Source organism: Paraburkholderia sp. BR10882 (assembly GCF_040948855.1).
In the GTDB taxonomy this organism is placed as follows: Bacteria; Pseudomonadota; Gammaproteobacteria; order Burkholderiales; family Burkholderiaceae; genus Paraburkholderia; species Paraburkholderia nodosa_A.
Map to the genome: position 1 here is coordinate 326,973 of NZ_JBFPKP010000001.1, position 18,245 is coordinate 345,217.

Consider the following 18,245-nt stretch of genomic DNA (forward strand, 5'->3'; position numbering starts at 1 on the left):
ACAAGGAGATTTCGCATGGCCCACACCGCAACGCGCGTTTCCCGGCGCGCCTTCCTGTTCTCAGCCTGCGCTGCGGCGGGTACGGCGATGTCGCTCGGCGCGTGTGCGACGGGGATCTTCCCGTTCATTCCCGATCACTACACGTTTTCACAGCAGCAAGTGCAGGATGCGGTGCAGCGCAAGTTTCCCTATCACCGCTCGATGCAGCAGATCTTCGACGTCTCGCTCACGAACCCGGTGGTCACGCTGCAGCCCGATCGCAATCGCGTGGCCGTGCGCCTCGACGCACACCTCGAAAGCCCGTTGATGCAGCAACCCGTGAGCGGCGCGTTTACGGTGTCGAGCGAACTCGCGTACGACAGCACGAGCCGCGCCGTGGTGCTGCGCTCGCCTTCGGTGGATGGTGTCGACATGGCGGGCAACGCCGCCGCCTACGCGCCGCAGGTGAGCGCGGTCGCCGCGCTCGTCGCCACCCAGCTGCTCAACAATTACCCCGTCTATACGTTCAAGCCCGACCAGCTCCAATTTGCCGGCGTCAACTACGAACCCGGTACAATCACCATCCTTACAAACGGCATACGCGTGCAGATCGTCGAGAAGTAAACCGACGAGACGCCGTCCGGCGCACGCGGCCGTTGTCGGTCGCGTGGCGCGGCGTGCGCCGTCCCCCACGCTCAAGGAAGAGGGATAAAAGGGATGGACTGGATGTTGACCTGCAAGGCCTTGATTCTCGGCATCGTCGAAGGGCTGACGGAGTTTCTGCCCGTATCGAGCACGGGGCATCTGATCGTCGCCGGCAGCTTGCTCAATTTCGACGGCGCCTATGCCAAGACCTTCTACGTGGTGATCCAGTTTGGCGCGATTCTCGCCGTGTGCTGGGAGTTCCGCCGCAAGATCGGCGAAGTGGTCACAGGGTTGCCCTCGCGGCCCGATGCGCGGCGCTTCACGCTCAACGTGATCGTCGCCACCATTCCGGCAGTCGTGCTCGGTCTGATGTTCGAAAAGACGATCAAGTCGGTGCTCTTCGCGCCGGTGCCGGTGGCGTTCGCCCTTGTTGGCGGCGGCCTCGTCATCCTGTGGGTCGAGAATCGCCTGCGTGGCCCGAAGGGGCTGCCGGTCGCCGAGCAGCGCGGCGCGCGCGTGAACTCGATTGACGCGATCACACCGCTCGACGCCTTCAAGGTGGGCTGCGCGCAGTGCTTCGCGCTGATTCCGGGCATGTCGCGTTCGGGCTCGACCATCATCGGGGCGATGCTGTTCGGCCTCGAGCGGCGCGTCGCGACCGAGTTCTCGTTTTTCCTTGCGATTCCCGTGATCTTCGGCGCGACCGTTTATGAGCTGTACAAGAGCTGGCACGAGCTTTCCATGGACTGGCTCGGGCTCTTCGGCATCGGCTTCGTCGCAGCGTTCGTCAGCGCGTTCGCGTGTGTGCGCTGGCTCCTGCGCTTCGTGGCTTCGCACGATTTCACCGCCTTCGCCTGGTACCGGATCGCTTTCGGTCTCGTGGTCCTGCTGTTCGGTTATGGCGGCGGGCTAGGCTGGGACGACTGAAAACGCAACGGGCGCCGCGTGACATCACGGCGCCCGTTTTTCTTCACGGTTGCGGTTTTAGTCCGCGCGGCGGCGGAACACGAGATCCCACACGCCGTGACCGAGCCGCAGCCCGCGGCGCTCGAACTTCGTCACCGGGCGGTAGTCGGGGCGCGGCGCGTAGTCGGCGGCCGTGTTCTCGAGCGCGGGCTCCGCGCTGAGCACTTCGAGCATCTGCTCGGCGTAGTTCTGCCAGTCCGTCGCGCAGTGCAGGTACGCGCCCGGCTTCATGCGCGAGACGAGATGCGCGACGAACTTCGGCTGAATCAGGCGGCGCTTGTGATGGCGCGCCTTGTGCCACGGATCGGGGAAGAAGATGTGCACGCCGTCGAGGCTCGCGGGCGCGATCATGTGCTCGAGCACTTCCACGGCGTCGTGCTGGATGATGCGGATGTTCTCCAGATTCTGCTCGCCGATCAGTTTGAGCAGCGCGCCAACGCCAGGCTCGTGGACCTCGACGCCGAGGAAGTCGTCCTCTCGGCGCAAGGCGGCGATTTCCGCTGTGCTTGCGCCCATCCCGAAACCGATCTCCAGAATGCGCGGTGCGTGCCGTTCAAACACGGCGTCCCAGTCGGCGGCTTCGGGCGCGTAGGGCACGACGAAGCGCGGGCCCAGTTCGTCGAGCGCGCGGCGCTGGCCCGTCGAGACGCGGCCGGCGCGCGTCACGAAGCTGCGGATGCGGCGGTGGTGCAGCGCGTCGCCGTGCGCGTTTGTGTCGGAGGCGGCGTCTTGTGCGTCGGACTGCGTGGCGTCGGGACGGGCGGCGTCGTTGGGATCGTGATTCATCTTCGCGGGTGGTGTGAGAGCGGCGGAAGTCGCGGCTGTCGATAATGGGGGCGGGCTGCGCCTTCGGCTCGGTGCGAGGCATGTCGGGCCATACGCGGCGACGCGGTGCCGGAAGCTACGCGGGCCGGCGTGGCCGGACGCCTCGTTGGCCGCTTTCGCGCTCGCCGGAATCGGCGACGGCCTTGGGCCCGGCAGGCGGGCGCGGCGCGCTCGAAGCTAAGCGGCTCCGAAGCCGTCGCGCATTATATCAGCGCGCTTGCACGGCTCTGGCGGCTGAGGAGGGCGGCAGTACCTCGCCAGGCTACGGTCCGTGCCTCAATCGGCTGAAACGACGAAGTCGTGCGAAATACGTGTCGGCGGACCAGCTCGCGGCGCGTGCGGGAGGACCCGACGAGCGCCGGAGTGCATTGTGCAACGGAGGAATTCAGGTCGTGCCCGGCGTGTGCCGGTCGGGCGGGCTTGGCGTCCCGAGGGTGTCCCGGCAGGAGCGCTGTCTGGAAGCCCAAGCCTCGAAGAGAGGTCGGTAAGCCGACGTGGAGCGGGCGATGGGAATCGAACCCACGTCATCAGCTTGGGAAGCTGAGGTAATGGCCATTATACGACGCCCGCAGAGCGCGCTATTTTACGCGTTTTTGGCCTTCTTGCGCAATGACGCGCTCAAGAGACGCGGCGCGCCAGGCGCGCCGCCAGATGCATCAGACCGTTTGCCGATGCCCTCAAATCCCGAACAGCGTGAGCGAAACCGCCGCGCGGGTGACGATCATCAGCAGCACCTGCACGATCACGAAGAGCAGGATCGGCGAGAGATCGAGGCCGCCCAGGTTCGGCAGGATTCGGCGCAGCGGGTTGAGGAACGGCGCCGTCAGCTGGAACAGCACGGGCATTGCCGCCGAGCGCGGATTGAGCCACGAGAGCAGCGCCATCAGGATCGTCAGCCAGATCAGCAGGTTGAGCGCCCATTTCACGAGCGTGAGCAACGCGACGATCAGCAGTGTCGGCAAAAGACCCAATGGGTCCACGCCTGCGATCCATACCATCAGCAGCACGTAGGCAATGGCCGCGATCAGCGCGCCGACCACGCTTGCCCAGTCGATGCCGCGTACGCCGGGAATCACGTGCCGCAGCGGCAGCACCAGCCAGTTGGTCACCTGCTGGATCGCATGGGTCACGGGGTTGTACGGCGGCACACGCACGTACTGGAGCCAGGCGCGCAGCAGCAGGGCGGCGCCGAACAGCGTGAAGACCGTATTGAGCAGAAAGCGGGCGATATCGCCGAACATCGGTGTTGTTTCCTTCTTGTGTGGGTGGCGGCGCGCTTGGCGTGTGGCGGCCGATAAAAGGTCAGTCGGGGTTCCGTTTGCCCCGTTCAACCACGCGGAGCACGTCAGACGGACACCTTGACCTCGCTGATCAGAATGGTGCCATTTCCGCCGTCGGTGTAGTTGGGAATGTCGTCGAGGAGGGTGTCGGCATGCGGCTGAAACACCGCGTAGAACGCATCGACCGTCTCGAACAGGAAGTGTCCGGCCGCGACGTACGGCGGCGGCGTGCCCGGCGGCCCCGCGTTGATGCCGATGTCGACCGACCAGCCCTTGAGCGATTCGCCGAAGAGCTTCGCCGCGAGCGGCATGTGGTGCGTGCAGTAGTACCCGCTGTCGAAACGACCGTTCTCGCGATAGGGATAGAGGATGCTGACCTTGATCATTGTGCGTGCTCGTCGGTGAGTCCCATGGGCGCGCGTTGCCTGCCGCTGCGATGCGCGCCGTCGCCACATTAACACGGCTTACGCCTCGCCAGTATCCGCGAGCGATGCCGCCGCGAGGGCCTCGCGCGAGGCGGCGGCCGGTGCTCGCGGCGCGCGCGCCGCGCAAAATGGCTGCGCTCACGGCAGGCTTTTCGGCGAACGGCTACAGTGATTCTGACAGGCAGCGCAGGGAAGGCGCCGGACGGCGCGAGTGTTGCGCCACAGCCGCGCGGCGCACGAAGTGTTCGCCTTCGTACCGATCACGCGCCGATGGTGCGACTACAAATGAGGGGGGTGGCCGCGGCGCCGCGCCAATAGCCTGACGCGGCACGATTTCTGCTGTTGGCTCGCGGCGCATTTATGCGCCGCAACTCAAACCCAGCACGCGGAAGCCGTAACGAACAGTGCGCAATGCATATACGGCGCCTGTGAGGCTATCTCGCAACACTGCCATTTTTGTCTAGAAATCTGAGCACAATACTTTTCATCGTTTCGGTTTCGTCGTTGCAGTCGTGCAATTGGGTTTGTTCCTGTCGGTAGTCCGATTCGGGGAGTTCACCATGAGCATCTTCGCTTACCGAAAGCATCTGCGGTTTCTCACGCCCTTTCAGCGTCGCCGCTGGTGGGATCAGAAGAAGCGCCTGACGCCACGTGTGCGCATCAGCGGCGCTTATGTCCCACCGAACGTCACGCGCGAGTTCACCTACGTGAAGGTCGGATAGCGGAGAGTTTGCCTTGTCTGGTCGGCGATTCGTGTGCCGCCGGCTGGGTCGGATGAGATGCCCGGTTCCATGACCGGGCATCGTCGTTTACAGCCTCGTCGCGCGTGGCGACCGCAGGCCGAACGTAGTCCGGTGAACCAATTTGTAATCAAACATTACCGGGAGATTGGCCCCCCGATGCCCTCGCGCAGGTAACAATGACAGCGCCCTGGTTTTTGTAACCAATGTCGGCGTATTCGGGCGCGCGTGCGGCGATTTTTCGCGGCTGCCGCGCCCACCGGGCTTGACGCGCTATTTAGCGCCCCCAAAACAGGATTGCAATTCGAAACAAATGGCTACCAATGGCGGCCGCCATTTTCGATACATTGAATGCGTGGGCACTGCCCGTCATATGCGCGTCGCCGCTGGCGGCCGCCAGGAGAAGAGAAGTGAAAAAGACCGTATCGTTCATCGTTGCCGCGGCGCTGGGTGTGGGGTTCGTCAGCGCGGCCCAGGCGCACGTCTCGGTGGGTATCGGCATTGGCATTCCGGTGGCCCCGGCTTATCCCGTCTATGCTGCGCCGGTCTACGCACCGCCGCCCCCGCCCGTGGTCTATGCGCCGCCGCCGGTGGTGTACGCGCCGCCGCCCGCCGTCGTCGTAGGCGGCTACGGTGGCTACGGGTACTACGGCCGTCCGTACTGGCATCACGGCTACTACGGCCACGGTTACTACGGCCGCGGCTACTACCGTCATTGAGTGTGACGGGCGGCGCACGCCGCCCGGCTGCGTTTTCACGAACGGCGCAACGCCGGCTCACGCCGCGTTGCGCTGTTTGTTTTTGGCGCTCGCTTTCGCCGCGTGCATGGCATGCTAGATCGATGCGCGCGGATCGATCCATAGGCGCACCTGCGCCCGACATGGATTACGACGCGCCCGCGCCCTGCAGGATCAGTTCGCGATAGCCGTGCACGATCACGCTGTACGAAAAATACGCGAATAGCAGCGCCGAAAGCACGTGGCAGGCGCGCAGCAGACCGGTGCCGGCGCGTTTGCGGCCATGGCTGGCCAGTCCGCAGAGGAAAAAGGTCCAGCCGAGACCGCCCGCAAAAAAGCCCAGCAGGAAGAGCGAGGCCGCGCCGGCGCTCGTCGCCCCCGACTTGGCGATGAGCGCGCCACCGACAGCCGCGAACCAGAGAATCGCACTCGGCGAAGAGAGGGCAAGCAGCACGCCGCGCATGAAGCTGCGCCACGGGTTGGGCAGCGGCGCGGCGTTATCGGCTTCGCCTTCCACGGGCGGCGCCAATGCTGGATTGAGCGCTTCGCGCGCCATCTTCCATGTGAGCATGAGCAGCAGGGCCGAGCCGCCGATCCACACGACCCAGCGTACGGCCGAGAACTGCAGCAGCGCGGCCATGCCCGCAAGCGCGAGCGCGGCGTAGATGAGGTCGCCGAAACACGAGCCGAGCCCCAGCCAGAAGCCCGGGCGGAAGCCGTGCGTGAGCGTGAGCGAGATGATGGCGACGTTGACGAGACCGATGTCGAGGCAAAGCGAAAGCGACAGAAAAAAGCCGTCGGAAAGCAGGGAAACGTGAGACATGAAAACGATTTCTTGTTGGTATGGACTGCGCACCGCACACGCCCGCCTGTGAGCAAGCGGGCGTCGCGGCTCAAATCAGCTTCAGGCGTGCTTCAAACGCCGATGCACAGGTACTTCAGTTCGACATATTCGTCGATGCCGTACTTCGAACCTTCGCGCCCGAGACCCGACTGCTTCACGCCGCCAAACGGCGCGACTTCGTTCGAGATGAGTCCGGTGTTGACGCCGACCATGCCGTACTCGAGCGCTTCCGCCACACGCCAGACGCGGCCGATGTCGCGGCTGTAGAAGTACGAGGCGAGGCCGAATTCGGTGTCGTTGGCGAGGCCGACGACTTCGGCTTCGTCGTTGAAGCGGAACACCGCCGCGACCGGGCCGAAGGTCTCCTCGCGCGCGATCAGCATGTCGCGCGTGACGTCTGCGAGCACGGTGGGCTCGACATAGCGTCCCGAGCTGACCTTGCCGCCCGCGACGACTCTGGCGCCCTGGGCGGTCGCATCGCTGATGTGCTGCGCGACCTTGGCGACGGCCGCGTCGTCGATCAACGGCCCCTGGTTCACGCCATCCTCGAAGCCGTTGCCCACCTTGATCTTGCGTGAGGCGGCGGCGAGCTTCTCGACGAAAACGTCGTACACCTTGTCGTGCACATAGAAGCGGTTCGTGCAGACGCAGGTTTGGCCTGCGTTGCGGTACTTCGAGATCATCGCGCCTTCCACGGCGGCGTCGATGTCGGCGTCGTCGAACACGATGAAGGGGGCGTGCCCACCCAGTTCGAGGGCGATTTTCTTGACCGTCGGCGCGCACTGCTGCATGAGGATGCGGCCCACCGGCGTCGATCCCGTAAACGAGAGATGGCGCACGATGTCGCTCTCGCACAGTGCCTTGCCGATTGCGATGGAGTTCGCGGAGTCGGCGGTGAGCACGTTGAACACGCCCTTGGGTACGCCTGCGCGCTGCGCCAGTTCGGCGAGCGCGAGCGCGCAAAGCGGCGTTTGCTCGGCGGGCTTCACGACGATCGTGCAGCCCGCGGCGATGGCCGGCGCGACCTTGCGTGTGATCATCGCGATCGGGAAATTCCAGGGGGTGATCGAGGCGCACACGCCGATCGGCTGCTTGAGCACGACGAGCTTGCGGTCGCTGGCGGGGCTCGCGAGGACGTCGCCGTTCACTCGCTTGGCCTCTTCGGCAAACCATTCCAGGAAGGACGCGCCATAGATCACTTCGCCGCGCGCCTCGGCGAGCGGCTTGCCTTGCTCGGCGGTCATGATCGCAGCGAGGTCGTCGGCGTGTTCGATCACGAGATCGAACCATCGCCGCAGGATGGCTGCGCGCTCCTTGCCCGTCTTCGCGCGCCACGTCGGCAACGCGGCGTTCGCGGCGGCAATCGCGCGATGCGCCTCGTCGGCGCCAAAGTCGGGCACGCTCGCGATCTCGGCGTTGTCGGCGGGGTCGAGCACGGCGAACGTGGCCGCACCGCCGCTCCATTCGCCGTCGATGTACGCGCGGGTCTTGAAGAGGGCGGGGTCGTTCAGTTGCGTCAGGCGCTCCGATGCGGGCATCATCCTCGAGTCTCCTTCAGGTTCACTGGCGCCGCGGCTCATGCCATGCACGAGGCGTGACGCGGTAAGCGCGGCGTCGCGAAAAGGCGTCGCGGATGGATCGGCCGGCGTGGCGCCGAGGGCACTGCGCCGGGTTGCGCTAGCTGCGGCTAAAGCCTAGCTCGTCGTAGAGACGGTCGACGCGCGTCTTCACGGCCGCGTCCATCTCGATTGCGCGGCCCCATTCGCGGTCCGTCTCGCCGGGCCACTTGTTGGTGGCGTCGAGCCCCATTTTCGAGCCGAGGCCGGCCACCGGCGAAGCGAAGTCAAGATAGTCGATCGGCGTGTTCTCGACGAGCACGGTGTCGCGCGCCGGATCGATACGCGTGGTGATCGCCCAGATCACCTCCTTCCAGTCGCGGATGTCCACGTCATCGTCGACCACGACAATGAACTTTGTATACATGAACTGGCGCAGGAAGCTCCATACCCCGAACATCACGCGTTTTGCGTGCCCGGGGTAGCTCTTCTTCATCTGCACGATCGCCATGCGATAGCTGCACCCCTCTGGCGGCAGATAGAAGTCGGTGATCTCGGCAAACTGCTTCTGCAAGAGCGGCACGAACACTTCGTTGAGCGCCACGCCGAGCACCGCGGGCTCGTCGGGCGGCTTGCCCGTGTATGTCGAATGGTAGATCGCATCGCGGCGCATGGTGATGCGCTCGACCGTGAAGACGGGGAACCACTCCTGTTCGTTGTAGTAGCCCGTGTGGTCGCCGTAGGGGCCTTCGAGCGCGTGTTCGTACGCGGCGCTCGCGCCCTTGGCGGGGCGGGGCGGCGCGCCAGCGGGGGCCGGGCCGGGCTCGCCCGCCTGCGGGTAGATGAAGCCCTCGAGCACGATCTCGGCGCGCGCGGGCACCTGCAGCGTGTCGACGCCGGGTGTCAGGCACTTCGCGAGCTCGGTGCGGGCGCCGCGCAACAGGCCCGCAAACTGGTATTCGGAGAGCGTGTCGGGCACCGGCGTGACGGCGCCGAGAATCGTCGCCGGGTCGGCGCCGAGCACGACCGCCACCGGGTAAGGCTTGCCGGGGTTCTTCAGCGCGAACTCGCGGAAGTCGAGCGCGCCGCCGCGATGCGCGAGCCAGCGCATGATGAGCTGGTTGCGGCCAATCAGCTGCTGGCGGTAGATGCCGAGATTCTGGCGCGTCTTGTTGGGACCGCGCGTGACGGTGAGGCCCCAGGTGACGAGCGGGCCGGCGTCGCCGGGCCAGCAGGTCTGAATCGGCAGCTTCGCGAGATCGACATCGTTGCCTTCCCAGACGATCTCCTGGCAGGGCGGCGCGTTCACGGTCTTCGGTGCCATGTCCCAGACGGCCTTGGCGAGCGTGAGGAGCTTGCCCGCATCCTTCAGGCCGCGCGGCGGCTCGGGCTCTTTCAGCGCCGAGAGCAGCCGACCCACGTCGCGCAGCGACTCGAGCGCGGCGCCGTCGCCGCCGCTTTCCGGCGCGTCGATGCCCATGCCGAGCGCGACGCGCCGGGGCGTGCCGAACAGATTGCCGAGCACCGGGAACGCGTGCGTCGAACGGTTCTCAAAGAGTAGGGCCGGGCCGCCGGCGCGCAGGACGCGGTCGCACAGCTCGGTCATTTCCAGCACCGGAGAGACAGCTTGTGGGACGCGGCGCAATTCGCCGAGCGTCTCCAGGCGACCAACGAAGTCGCGCAGGTCTTTGTATTTCATTGGGAACCAATCGTGGCCAACGGGGATGGCCGGCTTGGGGGCCGCATGGGGCGGCGGCACGGGTTCCGCGGGCGCCGTATCAGATGTATCAGACGTATCAAGACGTATCAGACATCTGGCCGGGCAGACGCGGCGTAACGATTGTCGATTTTACCTGCGTTGGCTAGCGCACGCTGGGTGCCAATCTGCATAAGCGCCCGCAGACGCGCGTGCGACGCGGATTCCGCCCGATTGAACAGTGTTTATTATTACTATTGGTTATGTTTTCGGGATTCTATAGTATTGACGATCTATAAAACGCTGCTAGAATCCGTCCACATTGGTTGCAGGTTTTGAAATTTTTAGCCACCTTCCCGGTCCTTCAGACGCAACGCGTCGCCGTTTAGCCGCATCCCTGCACGGCTGTCCACGGTTTAGATTGGCTGTTCTCGTCAGCGCCTCTTCGCGCTGGCTTTTCGCGTGAGAACTCCGCGCGCGCACACTGCGTGCCTGGTCGTACAAAAGGAGTTCCACCCACGGCGACTTGCCGTTTTCCCGACGCCGCTGCCGCACCAGCCAGGGCGCGCGGTGTCTTGATCCTGCGATTGGTCGTCTGCTTCGCGCCGACCCTCCCGCTGGATCATGCAACATGGGAGATCTGTAGATGAATACCTGGTTATCGTGGTGGCGCGCCGACGAGCGTGTAGCGCTTGGCCTGCGTGCGCTGCTGCGTCGTGGCACGCGTCTTAGCCATCACCTGTTCAGCATTGTTGGCGGCTGTGCCGTTCTGTTCGCTGTTGCCGTCTGGCTCATGCCCACGCTGCGTGGCACGCTCGCCGCTCGCGTGATGCCGTTCGTCTCGGCGGCGGTGCAGGCCGGCCCGGCACGTCTGCTGCAAGGCAACCCGCTGCCCTCGTTCGCGCCCCCCGGCGTGACGAACAACGACGACAACGCCGACGGCGCGATGCTGCCCACGGCGCTCGCGCCCGATGCCGGTGCTGCCGGCGTCACTGCCGCCGCCGGCGCCACGGGAATTTCGCCCGCAGGCTCCAACGGCACGGTCGCGAAGGTCGCGAGCTCGGTGTCGAACGGCGGCATCGCCACGCTCGATGCCGTCACGCTCAACGGCCTCGATCCGCGTGCGCTGCCGACCAGCGTCGGCTCGCTCGCGCGCATGATTCCGCCCCAGCGCGTCACGCCCGACGCTCGCGATGACCGCGTGCTCGTTTCGGCGCGTGAACAGGCGCTCGTCGCCACCTATCTGGCGCGCCGCTACCGGGTCGCACAGGAGCCGGTCGGCGAACTCGTGAAGGCGGCGTTCGACACCGGCCGTGAAGTGGGGCTCGATCCGCTGCTGCTGCTCGCCGTGATGGCGATCGAATCGGGCTTCAACCCGTACGCCGAGAGTGGCGTGGGCGCGCAGGGCCTCATGCAGGTCATGTCGAAGGTGCACTCGGACAAGTTCCAGTACTTCGGCGGTCAGCGCGCGGCGCTCGATCCGCTCGCCAACATCAAGGTCGGCGCGCTGGTGCTCAAGGATTGCATCGCACGCGGCGGTTCGCTGCCGGGCGGCCTGCGTCTCTACGTCGGTTCGACGTCGCCGGACGACGGCGGCTACGGCGCCAAGGTGATGGCCGAGCGCGGGCGTCTGCGTGACGTCGCACGCGGCCGCAACGTGCCGATCAACGCGCCGCAGGCGCCCGTCACCACCACGGCCAGCACGTCTGCGCAGAAGGTGGCGAGCATCAACGGCGAGAAGCGCGTGCACGTGACGCTCGACAACGCCCACGCAATCGTCGAGAAGTCGTCGTCCGCGAACAGCGGTTCCGCTCAGGACGACGCCAGCACCAGCACGACGGCCCAGAAGCACGCTTCGTCCGAACTGGGTGCCTGAGCAGCTAGCTGAAAGACCGGACCAAACAAAAAGGCACCCGCGGGTGCCTTTTTCCATTTCTCGACCACTAGCGCATTAGCGTCCGAAGAACGTATGCAGCCGCTCGACCGCTTCCTCGAGGCGCTCGTACGCCGTGGCATACGAGAGCCGCACGTACTGATGCGGCGCGGCGACGCCGAAGTCCATGCCGGGCACCATCACCGTGCCCGCGTCGTGCAGCATTGCGCGGGTGAGCGCGTCGCTGTCGCCGGCGGCAGGGTGCGCAACGTTCGAGCAGTCGGCGTAGACGTAGAAAGCGCCGTCGGGCATCACGGGTACCGTGAAGCCGAGCGACTCGAGCGCCGGCGCGATGAAGTCGCGGCGGCGCTTGAATTCGAGCCGGCGGCCTTCGTAGAGCTTCAGCGTGTCCGGGTCGAAGCAGGCGAGCGCGGCATGCTGCGCGAGCGCCGACGCGCAGATGAACAGGTTCTGCGCGAGCTTTTCGAATGCGCCGACCAGCGAAGGCGGCACCACGAGCCAGCCCAGACGCCAGCCGGTCATGTTGAAGTACTTCGAGAAGCTGTTGACGGTCACTACGTCGTCGCCGTACGACAGCGCGGAGACGGGCGGCGTGTCGTACGACAGGCCTTGATAGATTTCGTCGACGATCGTGAAGCCGCCGCGCGCACGCACGCTTTGCACGATGCGCTTGAGTTCGTCGGGCTCGATCGAGGTGCCGGTCGGGTTCGACGGCGAGGCGAGCAGCACGCCGCGCGTGCGCGGCGACCACAGGCGCTCGACATCGGCGGCGGTGAGCTGGAAGCGCGCTTGCGGGCCGCTCGGCACGAGCACCGGCTTGCCTTCCGCGGCGGCCACGAAGTGGCGGTTGCACGGATAGCAGGGGTCGGGCATCAGCACTTCGTCGTCGCGGTCGACGAGCGCGGTGCAGGCGAGCAGGAGCGCCGCCGAGGCGCCGGCCGTCACGACGATGCGCGCGGGGTCGACCGTGAGGCCGTACGCGTGCTGGTAGTGCGCGGCGATCGCCTCGCGCAGCGCGTGGATGCCGAGCGCGCTCGTGTATTGGGTGACGCCGCGGCGCAGCGCGGCGGCGGCCGCCTCGACGACGGGCTCGGGCGCCGTGAAGTCCGGCTCGCCGATCCCCATGTGGATGATGTCGCGTCCAGCGCGTTCGAGCTTCGCGGCTTCCTTCGCCAGTTCCATGACGTAGAAAGGCTGGATCTCGTCGACGCGCGCGGCTAGCCGCAGCAGCGGTTCGGCAACGGTGTTCATGCGGGTCTTTCCAATACTGACAGATCACGCGGCGCGCGGGGCAGGGCGCTCAGGCGCACCCGCTCGCCCCGGCGGCTCGCGTTCTTACGACTTGCGGGCGTTTTGCGCTTCGGTGGCGCGCAGTTGCGCCGCGAGCTTGTCGAGCACGCCGTTCACGTACTTGTAGCCGTCCGAGCCGCCGAAGGTCTTCGTGAGCTCGACCGCCTCGTTGATCACGACGCGGTACGGAATGTCGACGTGATGCTTGAACTCGTAGGTCGCGACGAGCAGCACTGCGCGTTCGACGGGCGAAAGCTGCTCGATCGGACGGTCGAGGCACGGCGTGATGGCGGCGGACAGTTCGTCCGACTCGCGGATGACGCCGTGCAGGATCGCGTCCAGATGCTCGTGATCGGCCTTGTCGTAGCCCTGCGAACCGCGCAGCTGCGCGTCGATCTCGCCGGCGGGCACACCCGACAGCAGCCACTGATACAACCCCTGCGTGGCCAGTTCGCGGGAGCGGCGGCGCGCGCTCTTCATTGCTGTTCCTCTTCGTCTTCCTCGTCTTCTTCGTCGTCGTCGCCGCCGTCGAGCTGCTCCAACGCCACCGTCAGGTTCGCCATTTCCACGGCGACGCGAGCGGCGTCACGACCCTTCTCGGTCATGCGGGCCACGGCCTGCTCGTCGCTCTCGGTGGTGAGCACGGCGTTCGCGATGGGCACGTTGAAGTCGAGCGAAACGCGCGAGATGCCCGCGCCGCTCTCGTTCGAGACGAGCTCGAAGTGGTACGTCTCGCCGCGCACGACCGCGCCGAGCGCGATCAGGGCGTCGAACTGGCCGCTTTCGGCGAGCTTTTGCAGCGCCAGCGGGATTTCGAGTGCGCCCGGCACGGTGACGAGCAGCACGTCTTCGCCCGTCACGCCAAGGCGTTCGAGTTCTTCGATGCAGGCGTCGGCGAGGCCGTTGCAGACGGGTTCGTTAAAGCGCGACTGGACGATGCCGATGCGCAGTCCGTCGCCGTCGAGGTTCGGTTGGTATTGTCCGATTTCCATGTGGTGTCCGTAAGTTCGGTTGAGCGTGGTGACGCGTGAAAAGAGCGCGATGCGACTTCAGGCGCGCGACGAGGCTGGGTCAGCCGCTTCAGGCGGGCAGGGCGCTTGCGCGTCCCCGCCAGGCATCGGCACGAAGCCGGTGACCTCTAGACCGTAGCCCGACATGCTGCCGAGGCGGCGCGGCTTCGAGAGCACCTGCATGCGGCCCACGCCGAGTTCGCGCAGGATCTGCGCGCCGATGCCGTAGGTCTTGAAGTCCACGGGCCGGCGTGCGAGCGCCTCCGCGCGCTCTTTCTGGTCGAACGCCTTGAAGACGTCGATCAGATGTTCCTTGGGTTCGCCGCAATTGAGCATGACGATCACGCCCACGTCGCGCGAGGCGATTTCGCGCATGGCGGCGTCGAGCGTCCACGAGTGCGTGGACGAACCCGTTTCGAGCAGATCCAGCACCGAAAGCGGCTCGTGCACGCGCACGGGCGTATCGACGTCGGGCTTCGGCGTGCCGCGCACGAGGGCGATGTGCGGCGTGCGCGTGGGGTGATCGACGTACATGATTGCGCGGAACTGGCCGTGCGCGGTTTGCATGGTGCGTTCCGCCACGCGCTCGACGATCGATTCGGTGCGGCTGCGGTAGTGGATCAGGTCCGCGATGGTGCCGACCTTCAGGCCGTGCTCCTGGGCGAACTCCATGAGGTCGGGCAGGCGCGCCATCGTGCCGTCGTCCTTGATGACCTCGCAGATCACCGAGGCCGGCGTGAGGCCGGCAAGCGCCGTGAAGTCGCAGCCCGCTTCGGTGTGGCCCGCGCGCACGAGCACGCCGCCTGGCTGCGCCATGATCGGGAACACGTGGCCGGGCTGCACGATGTGCTCGGCGCGCGCGTCGTGCGCGACGGCCGCCTTGATCGTGCGGGCGCGGTCGGCGGCGGAAATGCCGGTCGTAACGCCTTCGGCGGCCTCGATGCTGACCGTGAACGCCGTGCCGTACTGCGTGCCGTTGCGGTAGGTCATGAGCGGCAGGTTGAGCAGCTTGCAGCGTTCCTGGGTGAGCGTGAGGCAGATCAGCCCGCGGCCGTACTTCGCCATGAAGTTGATGGCTTCAGGCGTGACGAACTCCGCAGCGATGACGAGGTCGCCCTCGTTTTCCCGGTCTTCTTCGTCGACGAGGATGACCATCTTGCCGGCTTTGAGCTCGGCGATGATCTCAGGGGTGGAGGCGAGCGTCATGTTGGGATTCTGGCTGGAAAGGCCACATTTTACGCCACGCGGGCGGGCGCGTCGCCCAGAACGCGGGAAGGCGCGAATCGCGTCTGTTTCACGCTAGTAACGCCATGCGTCATTCAGGTGAAACGTTCCTATTCGTGGTTCATCTCGCGTGCTCGCGCGCATCGCGCCGCACGCGGGCGCGGCTCCCGCCTGAGCCGGCTTGCGGCGGGAGGGCGCGGGCGCGACGGGGCACGAACGGGCGAGGCGTCAGCGCAGGATCACATCGTCGGCGAGTCCCTTCGTCAGTTCCAGCGCCTGGCGCTCGAACAGGCGCCGGTACAGGCCGTTTTCGCGGCGCACGAGCGCGTCGTGCGTGCCTTCCTCCGCCACGCGTCCGCGCTCGAGCACGAGCAGCCGGTCGAGCGCGCGCACGGTCGAGAGCCGGTGCGCGACGACCACGGTCGTGCGGCCTTCCATGAGCCGCTCCATGGCCTGCTGGATCAGCACCTCGCTTTCACTGTCGAGGCTCGAGGTCGCTTCGTCGAAGATCAGGATCGGCGCATTCGCGAGGAACGCGCGCGCGATCGCCACGCGCTGGCGCTCGCCGCCCGAGAGCTTCACGCCGCGCTCGCCCACGAGCGTGTCGTAGCCGTGCGGCAGCGCCGTGATGAAGTCGTGGGCGCTCGCGAGCTTCGCCGCGCGCTCGATTTCGGCGTGCGTGGCGCCGGGCCGGGCGTAAGCGATGTTCTCGGCGAGCGAGCGGTGGAACAGCACCGGCTCCTGCTGCACGATGGCGATCTGCGAGCGCAGCGACGCCTGCTGCACGCGCGCGATATCCTGGCCGTCGATCGTGATGCGCCCCTCGGACACGTCGTAAAGGCGCTGGATCAGCTTGATCAGCGTGGTCTTGCCCGAGCCCGAATGGCCGACGAGGCCCACGCGCTCGCCAGGCGCGATACGCAGCGTGAGGTTCTCGTAGAGCGGCCTCGCGTCCGCGTGATCGCCGTAGCGGAACGTCATGTTCTCGAAGCGGATGTCGCCCTGATCGATCACGATGGGCGGCGCATCGCGCTGGTCCTCGATGCCGAGCGGCGCCGCGTCGAGCGCGACGAGCTCTTCCATGTCGTTGACCGAGCGCTGCAGGTTGCGCACGTGCATGCCCACATCGCGCAGGTAGCCCTTGAGCAGGAAGAACAGCGTCAGCGCGAACGTGATGTCGCCGACGCTCGCGAGACCGCGCGCCCAGAGCAGCAGCGCCGCGCCGAGGATGGCCGCCTGCATGCCCACGAGCAGCGCGCCCTGCACGCCGCCGTTGAGCGTGCCGCGCTGCCACGTGCGCCGCGTGCGGCTGCTCCACTTCGTGACGACGCGCGCGAGCCGCGCTTCTTCGCGCGTTTCCGCGCCGAACGCCTTGACGACGGCGTTGCACGAAATGGCGTCGGCAAGCGCGCCGCCCATCTTCGTATCCCACTGGTTCGCGAGCCGGGCCGAGGGCGCGACGTAAAAGAGCGAGAGCGAGACCGTGATCGCCAGATACACGGCCGAGCCGAGGCCGACAACGAGGCCCATCACGTGCCACTGCACCGCGAGCAGGATGGTCGAGCCGACCAGCATGACGAGCGACGGGAAGAGGGCGACGAGCAGCGTGTCGTTGAGCAGATCGAGCGCCCACATGCCGCGCGTGACCTTGCGCACCGTTGAGCCGGCAAAGCTGTTCGCGTGCCAGTCCGTCGAGAAGCGCTGCACGCGGTGAAAGGCTTGCGTGGCGATCTCGCTCATCATGCGCAGCGTCAGCGTGATGATGTTGCGGTACGCAGCCTGGCGCATGATCGTGCCGCCGAGCCCGAGCGCCGTGAGCGCCCAGAACGCGACGACCGCCGCATGCCAGGCGGCGGCGCTGCTGGCTGCGCCGCTGTGCGTGAGGGCGTCGACGAGCTGGCCGGCGTAGTGCGGCGTGAGCACGTCGGCGAGCGCGCCGAGGAGCGAGGCGAGTGCGACGGCCGTGACGCGCACCGGTTGGCGCGCCCAGTGCCGGAAGGTGAAGCCGAGGACCTTGCGGAAGGTTTGTCCGCCCGATTCGGGTTTGTTGTTTAGCTCTGTCATGGACAGCATGCTCCGGACGTGATGCCCGAAGACTCTCCTGAAGCAAGCGTGAAGCGTTAAGACGGAAAACGGGCTTCGCACGCCCGGGCATCGGTTGCCGGACGGCCTGACCTCGAATTCGCTGAATACGGCGCGGCGTCTGAAAACATGCCGCGCGGGACGCGCTACGGCTGCGCTGGAAGCGGGACGGTTGCGTGACGCGACGCAACGTGCAACATCACCCGGACCATCGGCATGGCGGCGCTCGTGTCAATCGTTGCCAACTGTGCCTCCTGGTTCGATTCGGGTGATGGGAACGCGGCACGCCGTGCGGCGAGCGCGTAGGGAAAGGCTAGATTCTATCAGCGCCCCGGCCCGCGTGCTTGCGCGCGTCCGGGGCCGGCATGGCGCCGGCCAGGCGGCGCTTAGTCCTGTGCGGCCGAATTGGCGGCCTTCTCCGCCGAGAGCATCCGCTCCACATAGCGCGCAATCAGATCGATTTCGAGATTCACCTTCGTACCGGTCTGAAGATGCTTGAGCGTGGTGACTTCCACGGTATGGGGAATCAGGTTGATCGAGAATTCGCAGCCGTCCGTGCGATCGTCGACCGAGTTGACCGTGAGGCTCACGCCGTTCACGGTGATCGAGCCCTTGTAGGCGAGATAGCGGCCGATATCCGCCGGCGCGAGAATGCGCAGTTCGTGCGACTCGCCCACGGGCGCGAAGCGCGTGACGGTGCCAAGGCCGTCCACGTGACCCGAGACGATGTGGCCGCCCAGGCGGTCGTTCGCGCGCAGCGCCTTTTCGAGGTTCACTTCGCCCGTCGCCGCGAGGCCCACGGTGCGGTTCAGGCTTTCGCGCGAAACATCGACGTCGAAGCCCGTTGCCGACTTCTCGATGACGGTCATGCAGGCGCCCTGGATCGCGATGCTGTCGCCGAGCTGCACGTCGTCGAGGCCGAGGCTCCCTGCATTGACGGCGAGGCGCACGCCTGCGTCGGCACCCGTGCCGAGCGGCTTGATCGATTCGATGCGGCCCACTGCCGCGACGATTCCGGTAAACATCGTGCTGTTCCTTGTGTTCAGTGCTTC

17 protein-coding genes and 1 tRNA gene are annotated in these 18,245 nt (G+C 66.3%); 5 read left to right on the top strand and 13 right to left on the bottom strand.

Translation table 11 applies throughout. The features are described from left to right. Positions 1-15 precede the first annotated feature (15 nt). Together AB3X99_RS01490 and AB3X99_RS01495 are read left to right on the top strand one after the other, a co-directional pair. Positions 16-603: a DUF1439 domain-containing protein gene (locus tag AB3X99_RS01490; RefSeq protein WP_069262737.1), complete on the top strand. Its 588-nt coding sequence runs from the start codon at positions 16-18 to the stop codon at positions 601-603. A gap of 93 nt (positions 604-696) precedes the next feature. After that, on the top strand, positions 697-1,551 hold the full coding sequence (locus AB3X99_RS01495) for an undecaprenyl-diphosphate phosphatase (RefSeq protein WP_342948518.1): 855 nt from the start codon (positions 697-699) through the stop codon (positions 1,549-1,551). A gap of 57 nt (positions 1,552-1,608) precedes the next feature. Here the strand turns inward: AB3X99_RS01495 and trmB are convergent, their stop codons facing one another. From trmB to AB3X99_RS01515, 4 genes are all read right to left on the bottom strand, one after another. Further along, on the bottom strand, positions 1,609-2,376 hold the full coding sequence (gene trmB / locus AB3X99_RS01500) for a tRNA (guanosine(46)-N7)-methyltransferase TrmB (protein ID WP_368615965.1): 768 nt from the start codon (positions 2,374-2,376) through the stop codon (positions 1,609-1,611). A gap of 534 nt (positions 2,377-2,910) precedes the next feature. Continuing rightward, a tRNA-Gly gene (locus AB3X99_RS01505) sits at positions 2,911-2,985 on the bottom strand. Positions 2,986-3,092: 107 nt separating this feature from the next. Beyond that, complete coding sequence (locus AB3X99_RS01510; protein ID WP_069262734.1) at positions 3,093-3,656, bottom strand: YggT family protein; 564 nt, start codon at positions 3,654-3,656, stop codon at positions 3,093-3,095. Positions 3,657-3,760: 104 nt separating this feature from the next. Beyond that, positions 3,761-4,081: an EthD family reductase gene (locus AB3X99_RS01515; RefSeq protein ID WP_069262733.1), complete on the bottom strand. Its 321-nt coding sequence runs from the start codon at positions 4,079-4,081 to the stop codon at positions 3,761-3,763. A gap of 599 nt (positions 4,082-4,680) precedes the next feature. Here AB3X99_RS01515 and AB3X99_RS01520 point away from each other — a divergent pair. Together AB3X99_RS01520 and AB3X99_RS01525 are read left to right on the top strand one after the other, a co-directional pair. Further along, positions 4,681-4,842 (top strand): hypothetical protein, encoded by a 162-nt coding sequence (locus AB3X99_RS01520; protein WP_165822777.1) that lies wholly within the window; start codon positions 4,681-4,683, stop codon positions 4,840-4,842. A gap of 428 nt (positions 4,843-5,270) precedes the next feature. Further along, entirely contained in the window at positions 5,271-5,579 is a 309-nt protein-coding gene (locus AB3X99_RS01525) for a hypothetical protein (RefSeq protein WP_069262732.1), read from the top strand. 166 nt (positions 5,580-5,745) lie between these two features. On the opposite strand, the gene AB3X99_RS01530 is transcribed toward AB3X99_RS01525, so the two are convergent. The 3 genes from AB3X99_RS01530 to AB3X99_RS01540 all read right to left on the bottom strand — a co-directional run bounded on the left by AB3X99_RS01530 (position 5,746) and on the right by AB3X99_RS01540 (position 9,696). Continuing rightward, positions 5,746-6,420 (bottom strand): LysE family translocator, encoded by a 675-nt coding sequence (locus tag AB3X99_RS01530; protein WP_368615966.1) that lies wholly within the window; start codon positions 6,418-6,420, stop codon positions 5,746-5,748. 92 nt (positions 6,421-6,512) lie between these two features. After that, positions 6,513-7,982: an NAD-dependent succinate-semialdehyde dehydrogenase gene (locus tag AB3X99_RS01535; RefSeq protein WP_368615967.1), complete on the bottom strand. Its 1,470-nt coding sequence runs from the start codon at positions 7,980-7,982 to the stop codon at positions 6,513-6,515. A 136-nt stretch (positions 7,983-8,118) separates the two neighbouring features. Then, positions 8,119-9,696, bottom strand: coding sequence for a UbiD family decarboxylase (locus tag AB3X99_RS01540; RefSeq protein WP_069262729.1), 1,578 nt, complete (start codon positions 9,694-9,696; stop codon positions 8,119-8,121). Positions 9,697-10,339: 643 nt separating this feature from the next. Between AB3X99_RS01540 and AB3X99_RS01545 the strand changes: the two genes are divergently transcribed. After that, the gene (locus AB3X99_RS01545; RefSeq protein WP_342948520.1) at positions 10,340-11,569 is read left to right on the top strand and encodes a lytic transglycosylase domain-containing protein; all 1,230 of its coding nucleotides are present in this window, start codon (positions 10,340-10,342) and stop codon (positions 11,567-11,569) included. Positions 11,570-11,644: 75 nt separating this feature from the next. Here the strand turns inward: AB3X99_RS01545 and AB3X99_RS01550 are convergent, their stop codons facing one another. The 6 genes from AB3X99_RS01550 to AB3X99_RS01575 form a co-directional block, all read right to left on the bottom strand. Continuing rightward, on the bottom strand, positions 11,645-12,838 hold the full coding sequence (locus tag AB3X99_RS01550; RefSeq protein WP_342948521.1) for a pyridoxal phosphate-dependent aminotransferase: 1,194 nt from the start codon (positions 12,836-12,838) through the stop codon (positions 11,645-11,647). Between the two features lie 84 nt (positions 12,839-12,922). After that, on the bottom strand, positions 12,923-13,357 hold the full coding sequence (nusB, locus tag AB3X99_RS01555) for a transcription antitermination factor NusB (RefSeq protein ID WP_042260852.1): 435 nt from the start codon (positions 13,355-13,357) through the stop codon (positions 12,923-12,925). Then, positions 13,354-13,869 (bottom strand): 6,7-dimethyl-8-ribityllumazine synthase, encoded by a 516-nt coding sequence (ribH, locus tag AB3X99_RS01560; RefSeq protein WP_069262726.1) that lies wholly within the window; start codon positions 13,867-13,869, stop codon positions 13,354-13,356. The genes nusB and ribH overlap by 4 nt, the downstream gene beginning before the upstream one ends. A 57-nt stretch (positions 13,870-13,926) precedes the next feature. After that, the gene (gene ribBA, locus AB3X99_RS01565; protein ID WP_069262725.1) at positions 13,927-15,093 is read right to left on the bottom strand and encodes a bifunctional 3,4-dihydroxy-2-butanone-4-phosphate synthase/GTP cyclohydrolase II; all 1,167 of its coding nucleotides are present in this window, start codon (positions 15,091-15,093) and stop codon (positions 13,927-13,929) included. Positions 15,094-15,339: 246 nt separating this feature from the next. Then, entirely contained in the window at positions 15,340-17,175 is a 1,836-nt protein-coding gene (locus tag AB3X99_RS01570; protein WP_342948522.1) for an ABC transporter ATP-binding protein, read from the bottom strand. A gap of 404 nt (positions 17,176-17,579) precedes the next feature. Next, positions 17,580-18,218: a riboflavin synthase gene (locus tag AB3X99_RS01575; protein WP_342948523.1), complete on the bottom strand. Its 639-nt coding sequence runs from the start codon at positions 18,216-18,218 to the stop codon at positions 17,580-17,582. Between the last annotated feature and the right edge of the window lie 27 nt (positions 18,219-18,245).